This window comes from Kitasatospora sp. MAA19 (assembly GCF_029894125.1).
Taxonomy (GTDB): domain Bacteria; phylum Actinomycetota; class Actinomycetes; order Streptomycetales; family Streptomycetaceae; genus Kitasatospora.
Map to the genome: position 1 here is coordinate 58,328 of NZ_JARXYZ010000011.1, position 18,551 is coordinate 76,878.

Sequence of the window (18,551 nt, forward strand, 5' to 3'; positions counted from 1 at the left end):
GATCCGGCCGTGTCCGCTCCGACGTCATGGTGTGCGGCGCCCCGCCGCACGACGACACGACAAGACCTGCCGAGGAAACACGTGGATCAACTGCTCAGAGTCATGAACTTCAACGTCTCGCGTGACGGAATCGGTGCCGGTGAGCACCAGAGTCTCGAAGAGCCGTTCGGCCTCGACCGTCCCGAGCGGCTGTTCGCCTGGGCCGGAGCCACGGCGAGCTGGCCCATGCGCACGGATCCCGGGGGGAGCCGGGGGCTCGACGACTACTTCACCCGGGACTTCGCACGCAACATCGGTGCCGAGATCATGGGCCGCAACAAGTTCGGGCCCCAGCGCGGGCCCTGGCAGGACCACGAGTGGCGCGGCTGGTGGGGCGACGAGCCCCCGTTCCGCACACCGGTGTTCGTCATGACCCACCACGCACGTCCGTCGTTCACGCTCTCCGACACCACGTTCCACTTCGTCGACGGCGACCCGGCCACGGTCCTCGAACGGGCCCGGGAAGCGGCGGAGGGCAAGGACGTCCGGCTCGGCGGCGGGGTCACCACCATCCGGCAGTTCCTCGATGCCGACCTCGTCGACACCATGCACGTGGTGGTCGCACCGGTGGACCTCGGGTCCGGACTGCGGCTCTGGGAGTCCCCCGACGAGCTGCTCGACCGGTTCCACCTGGAGGTCGTGCCCAGCCCGAGCGGCGTCACGCACCACCTGTTCTGGCGAAGGTGACACGAGGCCCCACTACCCGACGAGGCGGGTAGTGGGGCCTCCGTATCCACGCAGCGAGCGCGGCCGTCAGCCGGTGACGCTGGGCGCACCCGTCTCCAGGTGGCCGGTGAAGCGCTGGGACCAGCTGCTGTCGACGTCCACCGTCACGGTGAAGTCGTACCAGCCGTTGGTGTACGCCACCGCGTTGAAGAAGTCGCTGACGCTGCCGCCGGCCGGGACCTGGTACGTCCAGGGGCCGTCCGTGCGGTAGTTGTTCGACGCGATGGTGAAGGTCATCGGCGTGCTGCCGGAGTTGGCCAGCTTGAAGTAGACCGCCGGCTTGCCGGTGCCCGGCTCGACCGCGTACGAGGCCGTGACGGCGGCGTTCTTGCCCGCCTTGGTCGCGTCCCCCTTGAAGCGGCGCAGGAAGCGGTTGGGGCCGACCACCGTGAGGTCGTACGGGCCACCGCCGAAGTTGGTGCCGCAGTTGAAGAAGTCGCTGGTGTTGCCGCCCGGGTCGACGGTGTACTGCCAGGGGCCGCCGCTGCGGTAGGCGTTGGCGTAGGCGGCGAAGTGCGCGGACTTCGTCGCCGCAGCGCCCCCGTTGTCCATCGTGATCCAGACCTTCATCACCCCGCCCGAACCGAACTCCAGGTGGTCCAGGTTGGCGTTCGGCTGGTACGGCAGCGCGCGGGCCGGGCGGGTGCCGGACTCCTGCAGCGGCAGCTGGTTGTTGACCGGCGCCGGGTTGGGCAGCGGACCGCACGCCGACAGGCCGATGGTCTGCGAGGTGTCGGGCAGCGCAGGCAGCCCGTACACCGGGTTGGCGAAGTCGAACACGCTGGTCAGGTCGCCGCAGACGCGCCGACGCCAGTCGCTGATGTTCACGCACTGCGCGGGCGTGCCGAGGGCGGCCGTCCAGGTCTCCAGGAAGCGCAGCACGGAGGTGTGGTCGAAGGTCTCCGAGTTGACCCAGCCGCCGCGGGTCCAGGGCGAGACGGCTATGAGCGGGACGCGGAAGCCGAGGCCGATGTTGGTGCCGTTGTAGAACTCGCCCGGGGTGCCGGCCGGGGCGGCCGGCGGCGGGACGTGGTCGAAGAAGCCGTCGTTCTCGTCGTAGTTGATGAACAGGACGGACGAGTTGAAGACGTTCGGGTCCGCGTTGAGCGCGTCGATCACCATGTGGACGAAGTGCGCGCCGTCGGCCGGGGTGGCGTAGGGGTGCTCGGAGGAGGCCTGGTCGGGGACGATCCAGGAGACCTGCGGGAGGGTGCCGGCCAGCACGTCGGCCTTGATCGCGGCGGCGATGTCGTCCGGGGTCTTCCCGGTGACCTTGGGCACCGAGCCCATGCCCTTGACGGCCAGCGGGCTGCCGGCCGGGGCGCCGGAGAACTGGTTGAAGTAGGCCAAGGCGTTGTCGCCGTAGTTGTCGGCGGCGTTCTGGTAGACCTTCCAGCTCACGCCGGCGTTCTCCAGCGCCTCGGCGTAGGTCTGCCAGCGCAGCCCCTTCTCGTCGCCGCCGTCGTAGGCCGGTCCGCCCGCGCTGCCGGCCGGGTCGATCTGGCCGGACCAGTGGTAGGTGCGGTTGGGGCCGGTCGCGCTCAGGACGGAGCAGTGGTAGGCGTCGCAGATGGTCCAGTTCTCGGCCAGCGCGTAGTGGAACGGGATGTCCTGGCGGGTGAGGAAGCCGAGCGTGCGGACGTTGCCCTTGGCAGCGACCCAGGAGTCCATCTTGCCGCCGTTCCAGGCCTTGTGCTGATCGCTCCAACCGTGGGAGAGATCACCGTTGCACTGGGCGAGGCGCTCGGGGTCGGCGCCGCCGGCCGGCTTGGTCTGGCTGAACTGCCACGGGTACTGGCGGGAGAACAGGCCGTTGGGCTGGTTGAAGACGCTGTAGCCGCCGGCGATCTGGATCGCGCTGCGGTCGGCGAAGCCGCGTACGCCGCTCAGCGTGCCGAAGTAGTGGTCGAAGCTGCGGTTCTCCTGCATCAGGATCACCACGTGCTGCGCGTCGGTGATGGTGCCGGTCTGCTGCAGCGTGGTGGTGGAGGCCACCGCGGGCGCGCCCGGAGCGGCCCCCGCGGCACCGGAGCCGGCCACGGCGAGACCCGCCGCGGCGGCGCCCGACAGCGTGACGAACTTCCTACGACTCAGCTCGGCCATCAGCCCAACCCGTCCCTTCGGTCGCGATGTTGTGTACACAAGTGGGGGCTCATCGATCGCGGAGAAGTCTCCACCTCGGGCGAGTGGGCCACCAGATGCGTGCACCAGGATTGGCGGACTGTTCGTCGGAGGGTCACCGGTGTTCGTCCGGGCGTCACCGAGCGACGCCCGGACGAACGGGGGGCTGAGCCGTTGCGGAGAGACCGAGGTGGTCAACGGCCCGAGGTGGTCAGCGGTCCGAGGTGGTCAGCGGTCCGACACGGTGATCCCCAGCGCGTGGGCGAACTGCGGTGCCAGCTCCAGCAGCTGGGTGGAGCTGATGACCGCCCCGCGCAGGCCCAGGTGGCCGTCCGCCAGGCCGAGCCGGGCGGCCCCGCGCAGATCGGTCTTGCTCAGGGTGGCGCCGCGCAGCCGGACCTCCTCCAGCGTCGAACCGGGGAAGGAGACCTCGGTCAGCTTCGCGTCGCCGAAGTCCACGTCGCGCAGCAGGCAGTCCTCGAAGACCACGTCCCGCAGGACCGCGGCCCGCAGGTTGACCGCCTCCAGCTTGCAGCCGCGGAACACCACCCGGCGCAGCGCCGAACCGTGCGCGGCCACCCCGGCCAGCACCCCGCCCAGGAAGGCGCTGTCCTGCCACTCGGAGTCGCTCAGGTCGCAGGCCACCCAGCGGCCGGCCTGCACCCAGACCTCGTTGAACCGGGCCTGGCGCAGCTTGACCCCGCTGAGCGCGACCCCGGTGAAGGCGCACTCCAGGAAGGCCGCCCCGGCCGCCGACTCGTCCGTGTACTCGCCGCCGTCGAAGTGCGCGGTGTCGTACCGGTCGTCGCTGCGCAGCCGCCCGGTGTGCGGGCGCAGCAGCTCCGCGTACGGCAGGTCGGTGAGCTGGTCGGGGACGGAACGCGGCATGGCGGTGGCACCTCACGGTCGGAACGGGCTGGTCTCGCCCGCATGCTCGCACGCGGCACCGACAACCGGCCGCAGGGCGACCCGCCGGACGGCGCGCGCAGAACGGCGCCCCGCCGGACGGCGACGCACGGGCGCCCCGGCCCGGCCGCTGCGGACGGCGGCCGGGCCGGGGCGACGCGCACGATCGGCCGCGCGGGATCAGCCTCGCAGGAGGCTCAGCCCCGCAGGATCGACCTCAGCAGGATCAGCCCCGCGCCCAGAGGGAGTTGACCCGGCTGCGCTCGGTGCTGTTCGGGTACGGGTTGGTGCAGGAGGTGCCGGGGCCGCCGCCGGACATCAGCTCGCTGCACGGGCCGGAGTAGTGGTCCGGCAGGCCGAGCACGTGCCCGGTCTCGTGCGCGGTCACCCGCACCGAGTTGTACTGCCGGTTCTGCTGGTAGTCGAGGAAGACGTAGCCGCGCCCGTGGCCGTCGGTGCTGGCGTACGAACCGCGGCTGTCGTTGCCCTCGTAGTACGCGAAGTCGCCGCCCGAGCCGGACCGCAGCTGGACGTTGCCGACCGAACTGTTCCAGATCTGCGCGGCCTGGGATATCTGGTTGCGGAAGGTCGGCGCCGAACTGGCGTCGTAGGTGACGACGACGGTGGCCAGGTTCGGGTTGGCGGCCTGCTTGGCCTTCGCCGAGGCCATCACGGCCTGGAAGAACGCCTGGTTGTTCGCGGCCTCGGCAGCCGAACCGGCGTACGTCGAGGCGGTGTAGCCCTGAACGGCCGGCGCGGGGGTGGCGGCGGCCGCGGCGGTGGTGGGCAGCACGGCGAGGCCGGCCGCGAGGGCCAGGCCGAGGGCGGCGGACAGCACGGATCGCTTCATGTGGGGGCTCCGATTCCTGTGGTGCCGTGGCCGGTTGGGGGCCGGCCCGGGGGGACACCTGGTCAACGGGTGATGTCCCCAGAGCTTCGGGCAGCCCGGCGGGCGCGCGGATGATGTCAACCCGCGATAGCCTCGATCAATACCCCTTCCGGCAAAGGGGTTTGAGATGTCTTTAACCCGTCTTGACTCGTGCGTGCCCCTGGTATTCCGTTCCACCGGCGGCTAGGCTCCGGTCGGGGAAGTTACCGAAGCGGCGGGCCGCCCGATTCCGGCCGGGCGACCCGCCGCACCCCGTGGGAGTCGGCAACTCCACCGGAGCTACGGTCGGTTCGCGGTCGCCAGGCCGTTCGCCCAGAGGCTGTCGACCTGGCTGCGCTCGGAGCTGTCGGGGTAGGGGTTGGTGCAGGACGGGCCGGGGCCGCCGCCGGACATCAGCTCGCTGCACGGGCCGGAGTAGTCGTCGGGCAGGCCGAGCACGTGGCCGGTCTCGTGCGCGGTGACGCGGAGCGAGCTGTACTGCTGGTTCTGCTGGTAGTCGAGGAAGACGTAGCCGTGGCCGTGGCCGTCGGTGCTGGCGTACGAACCGCGGCTGTCGTTGCCCTCGTAGTACGAGAAGTCGCCGGTGCCGCCGCTCTCCTGGAGCTGGACGCTGCTCACCGAGCCGTTCCAGATCTGCGCGGCCTGGGATATCTGGCTGGTGAAGGAGGGCGCGTTGGCGGTGTCGTAGGTGACGGTGACGGCCTGCAGCCACGGGTTGGCGGCCTGCTTGGCCCTGGCCGAGGCCATCACGGCCTGGAAGAAGGCCTGGTTGTTCGCGGCCTCGGCGGCCGAACCGGCGTAGGTCGAGGCGGTGTAGCCCTGGACCGCGGGCGCGGCGGGCGCGGCGACGGCCGTGGCGGGCAGGGTCGCGAGGCCGGCCGCGAGGGCCAGGCCGAGGGCGGCGGACAGCACGGGTCGCTTCATGTGGGGGCTCCGAATTCGCGGTACGCCGAACCGCCGGGGCCGGTGGGGGCCGGGCACGGCGACGGCAACGGTGGGGGCCGCCCCGGTGGGGACCGGGGCGGATTCGCTGTCCCCGAGCTTCGACCCGCCCGGGCCCGCGGCGGATGATGTCAACCGGCGATAGCCCCGCCGCATACCAGTGGGGCCCGCCGTGCGTCCTCCTGCCGCCTTTTGGTCTGTCATGTCCTTGGCGACAAGGGTGGGTGGCGTCTATGCTCCCGACGTGGAGCTCGACGTGAGACACCTCCGGGTGCTGTGCGCGGTCGCCGACACCGGCAGCCTCCGCAAGGCCGCGCTCCAGCTCGGCATGACCCAGCCCTCGCTCACCACCCAGCTGCACCGCATCGAACGGGCCATCGGCGGCGCCCTGTTCACCCGCGAGCGGACCGGCAGCCGGCCCACCGCGCTCGGCCACTCGGTGCTGTCCCGGGCCCGGCCGGTGATCGCCGAGATGGCCGCCCTGGTGGCCGCCGCCCGCCAGGAGGCCCGCGACGCGGCCGGCCCCGGGCGGCAGCGGCGGCTGCGGATCGGCAGCGTCGGCAGCCGGGCGGTCGCCGCCTGGCTGCGCCGGGTGCACGAGCGGCTGCCGGACACCGACACCACCATCCACGTCGACATCTCGGCCAGCGCGCTGCTGCGGATGGTCGCCGCCGACCAGCTGGACGTGGCCTTTGTCTACGAGAGCGAGGGCTTCCCGCTGCGGGTCCCGCCGGACGCCGAGCACCGGGTGCTGATGGCCCGCGAACCGCAGTTCGTCGCGCTCGCCGCCGGGCACCCGGCCGCCGCCCGGACGGTCGTCCACCTGGCCGACCTCGCCGAGGACACCTGGATGGTCGACCCGACCGCCGACCACGAGTACGCGGCGATGCGCCGGGTGTTCAGCGAGGCCGGGCTCAACCCCCGGGTGGTGCAGGTGCGGGACAACGCCACCGCCGCCGAACTGGTCGCCTCCGGCGAGGCCGTCCGCCCCTGCCAGCCGACCTCCGCGCCCGGGCCCGGCACGGTGGTGCGCCCGGTGCACGGGGACCCGCTGGCCGTCCGGCTGCTGTTCACCTGGCGGCCGCGCGCGCTCAGCGCGCCCGCCCTGGACGCGCTGTACGGCGAACTGCGCGCCGCCTACCTGGATCTGGCCAAGGTCAACCCGGCCTACCTGGCCTGGCTGGCCCGGCACGAACCGGTCCTGCTGGAGTGCGCCTGAACCCGGCCGGACGCCCGGGCTCGGGCGGCCCGCCTCAGCCCTCCCGAACGCGCCCGCCTCGGCCCTCCCGGGCGTGCAGCAGCAGGCCCACCACGACGGTCAGCGCGCGGACCAGGTCCGCCGCCGGCACGCCGGTCTTGGTGTGCCGGGAGTGCGGCAGCCAGACCGTGAACAGGTAGAGCGCGGTGGGCACGGTGACGGTCGCGGTCCCGCGCATCCTGGCAGCGGCCCGGGCCCGGCGCACGCACCGGCGCGGCAGGCTCGGCGGTCCACGACCCCGGCGGAAATCGCGCCTTTTGCCCGTTTTCTCCTTGCCGTCAGCCGTAGTTGACGCTCCGGTGCGCGAAGTGGGTGACAGCGCGGCGGGTTTCCGGGCGCGCCCCGCGCGCTGCGCCGCGACCGGCCGGATCACCCCGCTAGATTCGTCCCCGGTTGGAAGCGAGCGCGGGTCCTGCGGGGCCCCACGACACGGGCGGCCTGCGGGCAACGCGGAAGGTCAAGGCCGGTGGCAGGACAGCGGGGGCGGCAGAGCCGACCTTCCCGCGTCCGTACCACCGGCCTCGTGATCACCGCGCTGCTCGCCAGCGCCTGCCGTACGGTCGGTCTCGCCGCGTCCGCGGCGGGGGCTACTTCTCCCAGCCGGCCTTGGTGTAGTCCTCCCCGGCGAGGCCGAAGGCGCCGTAGTTGGCGAGGCCCTTGCGAGTCGCCACCACGGTCGGCCGCTGGTAGAGCTCGACGGTGTGGCCGAGCTCCCAGATCTTCGCGTCGGCCTGGTTGTAGAGCTTCGCGGCCGCCACCGGGTCGATCGTCCCGGCCGCCTTCTTCAGCAGGTCGTCGATCTCCTGACTGCCCAGGCCCGACGGGTTGTTGAAGGTGTTGTCGCCGATCGGCAGGCGGAAGTTGGTCAGGCTCTTGGAGAGCGGGAAGGAGTCGGTGTTGCGCCAGCTCGCGATCTCGAACTTGCCCGGGTTGACGTACTTGGTGAAGAAGTCGTTGGCGGCCACCTTGTCCAGGCTGACCTTGACCCCGGCCGCCTGCCACATCGCCGCGGCGGCGGTGGACAGGTCGATCTGGGTCTGCGGGGTGGCCTCGTTGATCACCCAGTGCAGTTCCAGCGACTGACCGTCCTTGGTGCGCGGCTGACCGCTGCCCGCTTCCTTCCAACCCGCGTCGTCCAGCAGCTTCTTGGCGGCGGCCAGGTCGAAGGTGGCCCACTCACCGGAGTTGTCCTGGTAGCCGGCCTGGTTGGGCATCAGGATGTGGTTGCCGAGCGGCTTGAACTGGACCGGCACGCCGTTGTTGGCGATCTTGATCAGCGAGGAGCGGTCGAGCGCCTTTCCGAGCGCCTGACGGACCTTCTGGTCCGCCAGCGCGCCGCCCCGGCCGAAGGAGATGTGCACCTCGTCCCACGGGCTGGCGCTGCGGATCACGGTGTCCTTGGCGTCCTTGAGCTGCCCGTACGCGGCGGCGGTGCCGGCCGTGGCCAGGTCGATCTCGTTGTTGAGGTAGGCCTGGGTGGTCGCCGACTGGGACATCACCCGGAAGGTGATCTTGTCCGCCTTCGCCCTGGTGCCCCACCAGGCCGGGTCCGGGACGAGGGTGAGGGTCTGCGCGGTCTTGTCCGCCACGCCGACCTTGAACGCGCCCGAGGTGATCGGGATCTTCTCCACCCAGCCCTTGTTGAAGTCGTCCGGGGTGGCGATGCCGGCCGCCGGGATCAGCGGGCGGAACAGGTTCTGCCAGTCCGCGTACGGCTCCGAGAAGGTGACCTTGACCTCGGTCGGGTCCGCGCCCTGCTCGACCGCGGAGATCTGCTCGTATCCGGAGGGGTCGGAGATGTTGTACGCCGGGTCCTTGCCGTTGCTGGCCTGCCAGTCGGCCTTGAAGTCCAGGTAGCCGAGCTGCTTGCCGTCCGACCACTTGGCCTTGGGGTTGAGCTTGTACGTGACCACCTGCGGCGAGGTCGAGGTGACCTTGGCCTCCAGCAGGAAGTCGGTGTTCGGCTGGAAGGTGCCGGAGGGGTCGGTGTTGAAGAGCGACGGCTCCAGCGCGCGCATGATCGAGACCGCGTCGCCGTAGGTGCCGTCCACCTGGAACGGGTTCCACTGGGTGATCCACTGGTACAGCGGCAAGCGCACCTCGCCGCCGTCCTTGACCTGGTCCAGCGGCTTGGCGTTGATGTCCTGGGAGTCCTGTCCGGGCGGCTCGCTCTTGGCCACGTTGTCGGCCGATCCACCCCCGCCCGAGGTGCACGCGGTGACCGCCAGCGCGGCGGCCACGGCGAGGGCGGTCGCCCGGCCGAGACGGCGGGCCGTGGTGGAAGCGTCCATTGGGGGTCCCCCTGGTGAGATCTTCTGAACGGGAGTTGCGCCGCGCTAGGTGTGGCGGGGCTTGATCATGGGCAGCCAATTCGGCACCGGCCAGCCGAACGTAACAGCGGATCAGACCGACCACCAGGGGGAGGAACGCACGCCTGATCCAAAAGTCACACACGGCAACACTGCCGCAACACCCCGGCCGCGCGCCGGTGCAAGACTCTGACCTGCGCTTTCCCGAACCGCTTCGTCCCCCTGCCGCCGAACCGCCGCCCGAACCGCCGCCACGAAGCCCTGACCGGGCCCCGACCGAAGGCCACCACCCGATGCCCACCAGACGCGTCGGCCCCACCCCCACCCCGGGCGGCCGTTGATGCTCCGTTACCTGGCGAAGCGCCTGAGCTACTACGCGGTGCTGCTGATCGCCGCCGTGTTCCTGGCGTACGCGATATCCGCGACCGCCCTGCAGCCGCGCACCTACTTCGACGCCAAGGTCCCCCGCCCGGCCGCCGAGTCGGTCGAGCGCCAGCTCACCGCGCTCAACCTGAACGACCGCACCCCGGTCGTCGAGCGCTTCGGCCACTGGGCCGGCGGGCTGGTCCACGGCGACCTCGGCCGGACCATCCACGACACCCCGGTCACCGACGACTTCGGCCGCCGGGTCTGGGTCTCGCTGCGGCTGCTGCTGATCGGCAGCCTGCTCGGCATCGTCCTCGGCGTCGCCGCCGGGGCCTGGAGCGCCGTCCGCCAGTACCGGATCTCCGACCGGCTGCTCACCGTGCTCTCCTTCGTCCTGCTCTCCACCCCGGTCTTCCTGGTCGCGCTGTTCCTCAAGAACGGCGCCATCGCCGCCAAGAACGCGGCCGGCCACGACGTCATCCCGTTCACCGGCTACGAGACCCCCGGGCTGACCGGCGGCCTCGGCGCCCACCTCGCCGACTGGGCGCTGCACCTGCTGCTGCCCACCATCTCGCTCGCGCTCGGCGGCCTCGCCACCTACAGCCGCTACCAGCGCGGCACCATGCTCGACGTGCTCGGCTCGGACTACCTGCGCACCGCCGAGGCCAAGGGGCTCACCCGCCGCCGGGCGCTGGTCAAACACGGGCTGCGGACCGCCGTGATCCCGATGTCGACCATGTTCGCCTACAGCTTCCTGGGCATCTTCACCGGCGCGATCTTCACCGAGACGATCTTCGGCTGGCACGGCATGGGCGAGTGGCTGATCCAGTCGATCAACGAACAGGACGTCAACTCGGTCGTCGCGGTCAACCTGTTCACCGCCGTCGTCGTCCTCGCCTCCGGCTTCCTCGCCGACACCCTGCACGCCGCCCTCGACCCGCGCGTGCGGTCCTGACCGGAGGTGAACTGACGTGACCACCGTCGCCGCGGAGCCGACCGCCCCGCCCGCCGCACCCCGCACCACCGGCCGGGGCCGGCTCGTCCTCACCCGGCTGCTCTCCGCCCGCGGGGCCGTCGCCGGAGCCGTGCTCGTCCTGCTGCTGTTCGCGCTCGCCTTCGGCGGGCCGTACCTGACGCCCTGGGACTACGCCACCCCCGACTTCGGCGCGCTGCACCAACCGCCGTCCGCCGAGCACTGGTTCGGCACCAACGGGATCGGCCAGGACGTCTTCGCGCAGACCGTCCGCGGCCTGCAGAAGTCGCTGGTCATCGGCCTGCTGGTGGCGCTGTTCTCCACCGTGCTGGCCTCCCTGGTCGGCGCCTGCGCCGGCTACTTCGGCGGCTGGACCGACCGGGCGCTGATGTTCCTGGTGGACCTGCTGCTGGTCTTCCCCAGCTTCCTGATCATCACCATCGTCTCGCCCCGGCTGAAGAGCACCGGCTGGATCGCCTTCGTGCTGCTGCTCGCCCTGTTCAACTGGATGATCACCGCCCGGGTGGTCCGCTCGATGACCATCTCCCTGCGCGAGCGCGAATTCGTCCGCGCCGCACGGTTCATGGGGGTGCGGCCGCTGCGGATCATCACCCGGCACATCCTGCCGAACGTCGCCTCCTTCCTGATCATCGACGCCACCATCGCGGTCGGCGGCGCCGTGATGAGCGAGACCGCGCTCTCCTACTTCGGCTTCGGCGTCAAGGCCCCGGACGTCTCGCTCGGCACCCTGCTCGCCGCCGGGACCAGCGAGGCCCCGGTGTTCCCCTGGCTGTTCTACTTCGCCGCCGGACTGCTGGTGCTGTTCGTCCTCGCCGTCAACCTGATCGGCGACGGGCTGCGCGACGCCCTCGACCCCACCGCCGGGGGCCCGCGCCGCCGCCGCTCCGCCCGGAGGAAGAAGCCGTGACCACCACCGTCGAGACCCCCCTGCTCGCCGTCCGCGACCTGCGGGTGGACTTCGCCGGGCCGCACGGCCCCGTCCCCGCCGTGCGCGGGGTGGACCTGACCGTGCGGCGGGGCGAGACCCTCGGCATCGTCGGCGAGTCCGGCTCCGGCAAGTCCGTCACCGCGCTGTCCGTGCTCGGGCTGCTGCCGCACACGGCGAGCCTGCACGGCTCGGTGCGGCTGGACGGACGGGAACTGGTCGGGCTGCCCGGGAAGGAACTCGCCGCGATCCGCGGCCACCGGGTCGCCATGGTCTTCCAGGACCCGCTGTCCGCCTTCACCCCGGTCTACCGGATCGGCGACCAGATCGCCGAGGCGGTCCGCATCCACCAGCCGGTCGACAAGGCCGCCGCCCGCCGGCGGGCCGCCGAACTCCTCGACCTGGTGGGCATCCCGGCACCCGAGCGGGCGCTGGACAGCTTCCCGCACGAGTTCTCCGGCGGCATGCGCCAGCGCGCGATGATCGCCATGGCGATCGCCAACGACCCCGACATCCTGCTCGCCGACGAACCCACCACCGCGCTGGACGTCACCATCCAGGCCCAGGTGCTGGACGTGCTGCGCACCGCGCAGCGGGAGACCGGCGCGGCCCTCGTCCTGGTCAGCCACGACCTCGGGGTGATCGCCGGGATGGCCGACCGGGTCGCGGTGATGTACGCGGGGCGGGTGGTCGAGACGGCCGGGGTGGACGAGCTGTTCGCGGCCCCGCGCCACCCGTACACGCTCGGCCTGATCGGCGCGGTGCCCCGGCTGGACGGGCGCGGCGGCCCGCTCGTCCCGATCCCCGGCGCCCCCGCACCGATGGCCGACCTGCCGACCGGCTGCCCGTTCGCCGCCCGCTGCCCGCTGGCGGAGGACCGCTGCTCGGCGGCGGAGCCCGAACTGGCCGGGGACGAGGGGCACCTGGCGGCCTGCGTGCGGTCGGCGGAGCTGGCCGAGCGGCGGCCCGCACCGGCCGAGGTCTTCCCGGTGCCGGAGCTGCCGGCTGCGGTGGGCTCGGCGGCCGGGTCGGGGGACCGGGGCTCGGTGGCCGGGTCGGGGGACCGGGGCTCGCGAGCGCCGGTGCTGGCGGTGAGCGGCCTCGGAAAGACGTTTCCGCTCCTCAAAGGCACGGTGTTCAAGCGCAAGGTCGGCGAGGTCTACGCGGTGGACGGCGTCGACCTGGACCTCAGGGAGGGCGAAACCCTCGGCCTGGTCGGGGAGTCCGGCTCCGGCAAGTCCACCACGCTGTTCGAGCTGCTGAACCTCGCCGCCCCCGAGACCGGCCGGATCGAACTGCTCGGCCACGACGCCGCCGCGCTCTCCCGCGCCGAGGCGCACCGGCTGCGCGCCGAACTGCAGATCGTCTTCCAGGATCCGATGGCCAGCCTCGACCCGCGGATGCCGATCGGCGACATCGTCGCCGAACCGCTGCGCGCCCAGCACGCCGCCCGCGAGGAGATCGCCCGCCGGGTGCCCGAACTGCTGCGCCAGGTCGGCCTCGACCCGGACCACGCCGCCCGCTACCCGCACCAGTTCTCCGGCGGGCAGCGCCAGCGCGTCTCCATCGCCCGGGCCCTGGCCGTACGGCCGAAACTGCTGGTCCTGGACGAACCCGTCTCCGCCCTGGACGTCTCCATCCAGGCCGGGGTGCTCAACCTGCTGCAGGCGCTCAAGGCCGAACTCGGCCTCTCCTACCTGTTCGTCTCGCACGACCTCTCGGTGATCCGGCACCTCGCCGACCGGGTCAGCGTCATGTACCTCGGGCGGACGGTCGAACAGGGCGAGGTCTCCGCCGTCTTCGACCGGCCCCGGCACCCGTACACCCGCGCGCTGCTCTCCGCCGTCCCGTTGCCCGACCCCGCCGCCGAGCGCGCCCGCGACCGCATCCTGCTCGCCGGCGACCCGCCCTCCCCCACCGAGCGCCACACCGGCTGCCCCTTCCGCACCCGCTGCCCGGTGTACGCCGGCCTCGCCGATCCGGCCGCCCGGACGCGGTGCGAGCAGGAGCGGCCGGCACTCGTCGGCGACACCCCGGCGCAGGACCACCAGGCGGCCTGCCACTACCCGGAGTCGTAGCCGACCCGCCCTATCGTCACGCTCAGTGACCACTCGGAAGCGATTCGGCGGATCGGCCCGGCGCCGTGTAAAGTCTTCCGGGTCAGCAGGCGCCGCTAGCTCAGTTGGTTAGAGCAGCTGACTCTTAATCAGCGGGTCCGGGGTTCGAGTCCCTGGCGGCGCACATGGCAAGGTCTCAGGCCGTCCACTCCGGTGGGCGGCCTGAGGCGTTTCCGGGCCGGGCGCACGTGCCCCGGGGCCGCGCACGACGCCCGGCCCCGGCCTGACCCGGTCCCGATCCACCCAGTCCCGATCCACCCGGCCCCCGGACCGACCGCCCCGGACCGTCAGCGGGTGTCGAGGACGGCGGAGGCCACCGCGTCCGGGCGGTCGAACATCACCAGGTGCCCGGCCGGAGCGGTGGTGCGGTAGTCGGCCCCGAGCAGTGCCGCGAGCTCCCGCTGCCCGGCCAGCCAGTCCTCGGTGCGACGGGTCCGGCAGCCGTCGTCGGCGGCCAGCACGGTGATCGGCAGGCCGTCGGACAGCGGCAAGGTACGCCGCAGCCCGTCCAGTTCGGCGGCCATGTCGAGGTAGCGCACGTTCTCCCGGAGCAGGGCGCGCAGGGCCCGCCCGGTGCGGTAGCAGTGCCGGACCAGCGGCGCCGGGGCGAGGTCCTCCCGACGGACGGTGGACAACCGGGCCGCCAGCCGGCGGGCGGCCGGGCCGAACAGGTAGGGCACGGCGACGGCGGTGGCGGCGCCCGCGAGCGCCCGGGCCGCCAGGTCGCGCGCGCCGGGGGCCGGGTACGGCCGGGCCGCCGGTTCGACGCTGCTGTCGACCAGGACCAGCCCGGCGGCCCGGTCGGGGTGCAGCCGGGCGAAGGCCTCGGCGTGGAAGCCGCCGAGCGAGTGGCCGACGACGGTGCAGCGCCCGCGCAGCCCGAGGCCGTCCAGCACCGCGCGGATCCGCTCGACCTCGCCGGCCACCGTCGGGGCCGGCTGCCCGGTGGCGGGCTCGGGGGCGCTCAGCCCGTGGCCGGGCCGGTCGAAGCGGACCACGGTGCGGTAGGGCGTGAGGAAGGGGACGACCAGGTCCCAGTCGAACCAGCTGCCGCCGAGACCCCCGGTGAGCAGGCAGACCGGGCCGCTCCCCTCGGTCCGGACGTGCAGCGGGACGCCGTCGACGCGCAGGAAACGCGCCCGGGCGCGGGGGTCGCCGGGCGCGGTCATGCCGACTCCCGGCCCGGGGCCCGGTCGACCGGCCGGGACTCCCGCTGCGGCGGTGCGCCGGGCGGCGCCCCCTGCGGTGCACCGTCCGCCCGGACCACGCCGAGCGCCAGGACGGCCAGCCAGAGCGCCACCAGCAGCACCTGGAGCCGCTGACCGGCCCCGAGCGCCCAGGTGCCGCGCCCGGCCTCGAAGGCGGCGATCGCGGCCAGGCTCCAGCCGGTGGCGAGCAGTTCGGCGCCGAGCAGCCAGGGCCCGACCCGGCCCACCGGCGGCCACCAGCCGTACCGGCGGGCGGCGACGGTGAGCACGGCCAGTCCGGTGAGCGCACCGAGCATGGCGAGGCTGCTGGTGACGGCGTGCGCGGTGTGGGTCGCGGGGACGAGCCCGGCGGTCTCTCGGGCGGCGCACATCTCGTCGCTGGTGGGGGCGCAGCTGAGCGGCAACCGGGAGTCGGCGGCGGTCGCGGCGCCGAACAGGGCGAGGGCGGACCAGCCGGCCACCGCCCACCGGCGCCCGGCGCGGCGCCCGGCGGCGCGCGGCCCGCTCCGGCTGGCCTGCCCGGCCTGTCGGGTCTGACCGGTTCGCCCGGTTTGTCCGGTGGCGAGGGCGGTGACGGCGGCGGCGAGCACGCAGAGCCCGGCGACCAGGTCGGTGGCGCGGAACAGGCCACCCAGCGGCTGGTCCTCGGCGGCGAGTTCGCTGATGTACGCCTGCACCGGGTCGAGTCCGGTGCTCAGCACGACCTCCAGCACCCAGGCGGTGTACGCCACGGCGCTGAGCATCAGCAGCGCGGCGACCGCCTTCCGCGCGTTCGGGTGTCCGGGCTGGGGGCTGGGCACGGTTCCACCCTAACCGGCGGCGAACTGCGCCCCAACCGGGAGAAAACGGACGCCCCTGCGGCGGGCACCTCCAGGCGGTTCGAGGCATCCGCCGGAACCGTGTATTGTTTTCCAGGTCAGCAGGCGCCGCTAGCTCAGTTGGTTAGAGCAGCTGACTCTTAATCAGCGGGTCCGGGGTTCGAGTCCCTGGCGGCGCACAGACATTTGGGGAGCCTCTCGCAACAGCGAGGGGCTCCTCAATTTTTTGGCCCTCGACGTCCGTTTTGTGTGTGATGTCGGTCTCGATTGCCGTTCCGGTGGAGCCATTCGGCCCGCCCGGCTCGTCCAGGGCAGTAAACCGGAATCGGGACAAAGGTCCCTAACCGCCGATGTCCCCGTCCGTGCAGGCTGGCCCGTCCGCCCGCAGGAAAGGCCGCGCTTTGTCCCGAAACGCCCAGAGCGGCCGTCGTACGCCCTCGATAGGCCTCCGACCGGTCAAACGCCTCAAGCGCGCCACCCCCGCGACGGGCGGCAGGAAGCCCCGCCGGCCGAAGCGCACCGGCTGGCGCCGGCTGATCCCCACCTGGCGGATGAGCCTGCTCGGCCTCGCCTCGGCGCTGCTGCTCGGCGTCGGCCTGTTCGCGCTGGGGGTCGCGCTGGTGAAGGTCCCGGACGCGCACGCAGCCGCGACCGCGCAGAGCAACACCTGGCTCTACGCCGACGGCTCCGTGATCACCCGCACCGGCCAGACCAACCGGCAGAACGTCGGCCTGGACAAGGTCGCCCCCGCCGCCCAGCACGCCGCGCTGGCCGCCGAGGACCGCAACTTCTACCACGAGGGCGCCGTCAACGTGCAGGGCCTGCTCCGGGCCGCGGTCAACACCGCCAAGGGCGAGGGCACCCAGGGCGGCTCCACGATCACCCAGCAGTACGTGAAGAACACGTACCTGAACCAGAAGCAGTCGGTCACCCGCAAGGTGAAGGAACTCTTCATAGCCATCAAGGTGGACGCCACCGAGAGCAAGAACGACGTCCTCTCCGGCTACCTGAACACCTCCTACTACGGCCGCGGCGCCTACGGCATCCAGGCCGCCGCCCAGGCGTACTTCGGCGTCGACGCCTCCGCGCTCAACGCCGCCCAGGGCGCCTACCTGGCCACCCTGCTGAACGCCCCGAGCGCCTACGACGTGGCCACCGCGACCCCGGCCGGCAAGCAGAACGCCGTCAACCGCTGGAACTACGTGCTGGACGGCATGGTCAAGGAGGGCTGGCTCTCCGCCGAGGAGCGCACCGCCACCACCTTCCCGGACGTCAAGGACCCGCAGCCCAACCCGGGCCTGTCCGGCCAGACCGGCTACCTGGTGAACGAGGCCACCCAGTACCTCACCTCGAACCAGATCATCAGCGAGACCGAGCTGGCCAAGGGCGGCTACACGATCAAGCTGAGCATCGACCCGGGCCGCCAGCAGGCCCTGCAGGACTCCGTCCAGGCGCAGCTGCACGACACCCTCAACCCGGACAAGCGGAAGAAGGACGCGGCCGCCCAGGCCGGCGCCGCCTCGGTGGACCCGAAGACCGGCGCGATCGTCGCCCTCTACGGCGGCGTCGACTACGTCAAGCACTACGTCGACAACGCGACCCGGCGGGACTACCAGGCCGGCTCGACCTTCAAGGCGATCGCCCTGGCGGCCGCGTTCGAGAACAACGCCAAGACCCAGGACGGCCGGACCGTCACCCCGCGCACCGTCTACGACGGCACCAGCGGCCGCAAGGTCCGCGGCGGCAAGGGCACCCCGTACGCGCCGCCGAACGAGGGCGACAAGAGCTACGGCCAGATCACCCTCCAGCAGGCCACCGACTGGTCGGTCAACTCGGCGTTCGCGCAGCTGGCCCAGGACACCGGGCTGCAGAAGGTCAAGGACACCGGGGTCGCGCTGGGCCTGCCCGGCAGCACCCCGGGGCTCGACCCGGTGCCGTCCATCCCGCTCGGCGCGGCCACCCCGAGCGTGCTCGACATGGCCGGCGTGTACGCCTCGCTGGACAACGGCGGCAAGCAGATCACCCCGTGGCTGGTGCAGTCGGTGGACCGCGAGGGCGAGGCCGTCCCGCTGCCCGCGCACAAGACCACCCAGGCGGTCAGCTCGGACACCGCGAACCGGGTCACCTCGATGCTCCAGGGCGTGGTGAGCGACCCGGGCGGCACCGGCTGGCGGGCGAAGTCGCTCGGCCGACCGGTGGCCGGCAAGACCGGCACCACCGACGACCAGAAGTCGGTCTGGTTCGTGGGCTACACCCCCGAGCTGGTCACCTCGGTGGCCCTGTTCGGCCAGGACCCGGGCAACGGCGCCCAGGTCAGCCTGAGCGGCGTCGGCGGGATCGACGGCGCGGCGGGCGGCCAGTACCCGGCGCAGATCTGGACCAGCTACATGAAGGCCGCACTCAAGGGCCAGCCGGTGAGCGACTTCCAGACCCCGGCCGACGGCGGCGACTCCTCGGGTGCCACCGACCTGCCGACGGCCCCGTCCACGCCGAGCTCCAGCCCGTCGGCCGGGACCGGCTCCGGCACGGGCGCCAGCACGGCGCCGACCACCCCGCCGAGCGGTTCCGGTACCGGCACTGGCTCCGGCTCCGGCTCCGGCTCCGGCGCGTCCACGCCGTCGGGCGGCTCGGACTCCGGCGGCGGCGCGACCACGGAACCGACCGCGCCCCCGACCACCCAGCCGACCACCCAGCCCACGACGAAGCCGACCGGTCGGCCCACCGGTCGGCCGACGCCCACCACCGGCCCGACCACGGCCCCGACCACGCAGCCGACCACCCAGCCCACCGGCGGGGCGGACACGCTCACCGGGGCGGGGGCGGGGGCGCAGTAGCGGCCGGATCGCAGCGGCGGAGGGTGACCGCGGGGTTGGGGTGAGTGCGCCATTGCGCACAGTTCCGTGCAGGACCAAATGACGGAATGGCGCCTTACC

14 protein-coding genes and 2 tRNA genes are annotated in these 18,551 nt (G+C 72.6%); 8 read left to right on the plus strand and 8 right to left on the minus strand.

Annotation, left to right across the window (positions count from 1 at the left end; all coding sequences use genetic code 11):
- The first annotated feature begins 81 nt into the window (after positions 1–81).
- Positions 82–726, plus strand: a complete 645-nt coding sequence (locus P3T27_RS18640; protein ID WP_280679868.1) for a dihydrofolate reductase family protein — start codon at positions 82–84, stop codon at positions 724–726.
- Positions 727–792: 66 nt separating this feature from the next.
- Here the strand turns inward: P3T27_RS18640 and P3T27_RS18645 are convergent, their stop codons facing one another.
- From P3T27_RS18645 to snpA (P3T27_RS18660), 4 genes are all read right to left on the minus strand, one after another.
- Positions 793–2,868, minus strand: a complete 2,076-nt coding sequence (locus tag P3T27_RS18645) for a phospholipase C, phosphocholine-specific (RefSeq protein WP_280679870.1) — start codon at positions 2,866–2,868, stop codon at positions 793–795.
- 246 nt (positions 2,869–3,114) lie between these two features.
- Positions 3,115–3,774, minus strand: coding sequence for a pentapeptide repeat-containing protein (locus P3T27_RS18650; RefSeq protein ID WP_280679872.1), 660 nt, complete (start codon positions 3,772–3,774; stop codon positions 3,115–3,117).
- A 244-nt stretch (positions 3,775–4,018) separates the two neighbouring features.
- Positions 4,019–4,642 carry a snapalysin gene (gene snpA, locus P3T27_RS18655; RefSeq protein WP_280679874.1) on the minus strand — a complete coding sequence of 208 codons (624 nt, stop codon included), beginning with the start codon at positions 4,640–4,642 and terminating at the stop codon, positions 4,019–4,021.
- Positions 4,643–4,960: 318 nt separating this feature from the next.
- Positions 4,961–5,605 (minus strand): snapalysin, encoded by a 645-nt coding sequence (gene snpA / locus P3T27_RS18660; protein ID WP_280679876.1) that lies wholly within the window; start codon positions 5,603–5,605, stop codon positions 4,961–4,963.
- Positions 5,606–5,867: 262 nt separating this feature from the next.
- On the opposite strand from snpA (P3T27_RS18660), the gene P3T27_RS18665 reads away from it, so the two are divergent.
- Complete coding sequence (locus P3T27_RS18665) at positions 5,868–6,842, plus strand: LysR family transcriptional regulator (RefSeq protein ID WP_280679878.1); 975 nt, start codon at positions 5,868–5,870, stop codon at positions 6,840–6,842.
- Positions 6,843–6,876: 34 nt separating this feature from the next.
- On the opposite strand, the gene P3T27_RS18670 is transcribed toward P3T27_RS18665, so the two are convergent.
- Both P3T27_RS18670 and P3T27_RS18675 read right to left on the minus strand, forming a co-directional pair.
- Positions 6,877–7,059 (minus strand): hypothetical protein, encoded by a 183-nt coding sequence (locus tag P3T27_RS18670; protein ID WP_280679880.1) that lies wholly within the window; start codon positions 7,057–7,059, stop codon positions 6,877–6,879.
- A gap of 409 nt (positions 7,060–7,468) precedes the next feature.
- The gene (locus P3T27_RS18675; RefSeq protein WP_280679882.1) at positions 7,469–9,172 is read right to left on the minus strand and encodes an ABC transporter family substrate-binding protein; all 1,704 of its coding nucleotides are present in this window, start codon (positions 9,170–9,172) and stop codon (positions 7,469–7,471) included.
- Positions 9,173–9,530: 358 nt separating this feature from the next.
- Here P3T27_RS18675 and P3T27_RS18680 point away from each other — a divergent pair, with 358 nt between their 5' ends.
- From P3T27_RS18680 to P3T27_RS18695, 4 genes are all read left to right on the plus strand, one after another.
- Positions 9,531–10,511: an ABC transporter permease gene (locus P3T27_RS18680; RefSeq protein ID WP_280679884.1), complete on the plus strand. Its 981-nt coding sequence runs from the start codon at positions 9,531–9,533 to the stop codon at positions 10,509–10,511.
- A gap of 16 nt (positions 10,512–10,527) precedes the next feature.
- Positions 10,528–11,457, plus strand: coding sequence for an ABC transporter permease (locus tag P3T27_RS18685; RefSeq protein WP_280679886.1), 930 nt, complete (start codon positions 10,528–10,530; stop codon positions 11,455–11,457).
- A complete protein-coding gene (locus tag P3T27_RS18690) occupies positions 11,454–13,553 on the plus strand; it encodes an ABC transporter ATP-binding protein (RefSeq protein ID WP_280679888.1) in 2,100 nt (699 codons plus the stop codon). Before P3T27_RS18685 ends, P3T27_RS18690 begins: the two co-directional genes overlap by 4 nt.
- 89 nt (positions 13,554–13,642) lie before the next feature.
- Positions 13,643–13,716: transfer RNA gene (locus tag P3T27_RS18695), tRNA-Lys, on the plus strand.
- A 163-nt stretch (positions 13,717–13,879) separates the two neighbouring features.
- On the opposite strand, the gene P3T27_RS18700 is transcribed toward P3T27_RS18695, so the two are convergent.
- Together P3T27_RS18700 and P3T27_RS18705 are read right to left on the minus strand one after the other, a co-directional pair.
- A complete protein-coding gene (locus P3T27_RS18700; protein WP_280679890.1) occupies positions 13,880–14,761 on the minus strand; it encodes an alpha/beta hydrolase in 882 nt (293 codons plus the stop codon).
- Positions 14,758–15,543 carry a DUF998 domain-containing protein gene (locus P3T27_RS18705; RefSeq protein ID WP_280680178.1) on the minus strand — a complete coding sequence of 262 codons (786 nt, stop codon included), beginning with the start codon at positions 15,541–15,543 and terminating at the stop codon, positions 14,758–14,760. Before P3T27_RS18705 ends, P3T27_RS18700 begins: the two co-directional genes overlap by 4 nt.
- Before the next feature lie 180 nt (positions 15,544–15,723).
- Here P3T27_RS18705 and P3T27_RS18710 point away from each other — a divergent pair.
- Positions 15,724–15,797 (plus strand) — tRNA-Lys (locus P3T27_RS18710).
- Between the two features lie 222 nt (positions 15,798–16,019).
- The gene (locus tag P3T27_RS18715; RefSeq protein ID WP_280679892.1) at positions 16,020–18,452 is read left to right on the plus strand and encodes a transglycosylase domain-containing protein; all 2,433 of its coding nucleotides are present in this window, start codon (positions 16,020–16,022) and stop codon (positions 18,450–18,452) included.
- Positions 18,453–18,551: the final 99 nt, after the last annotated feature.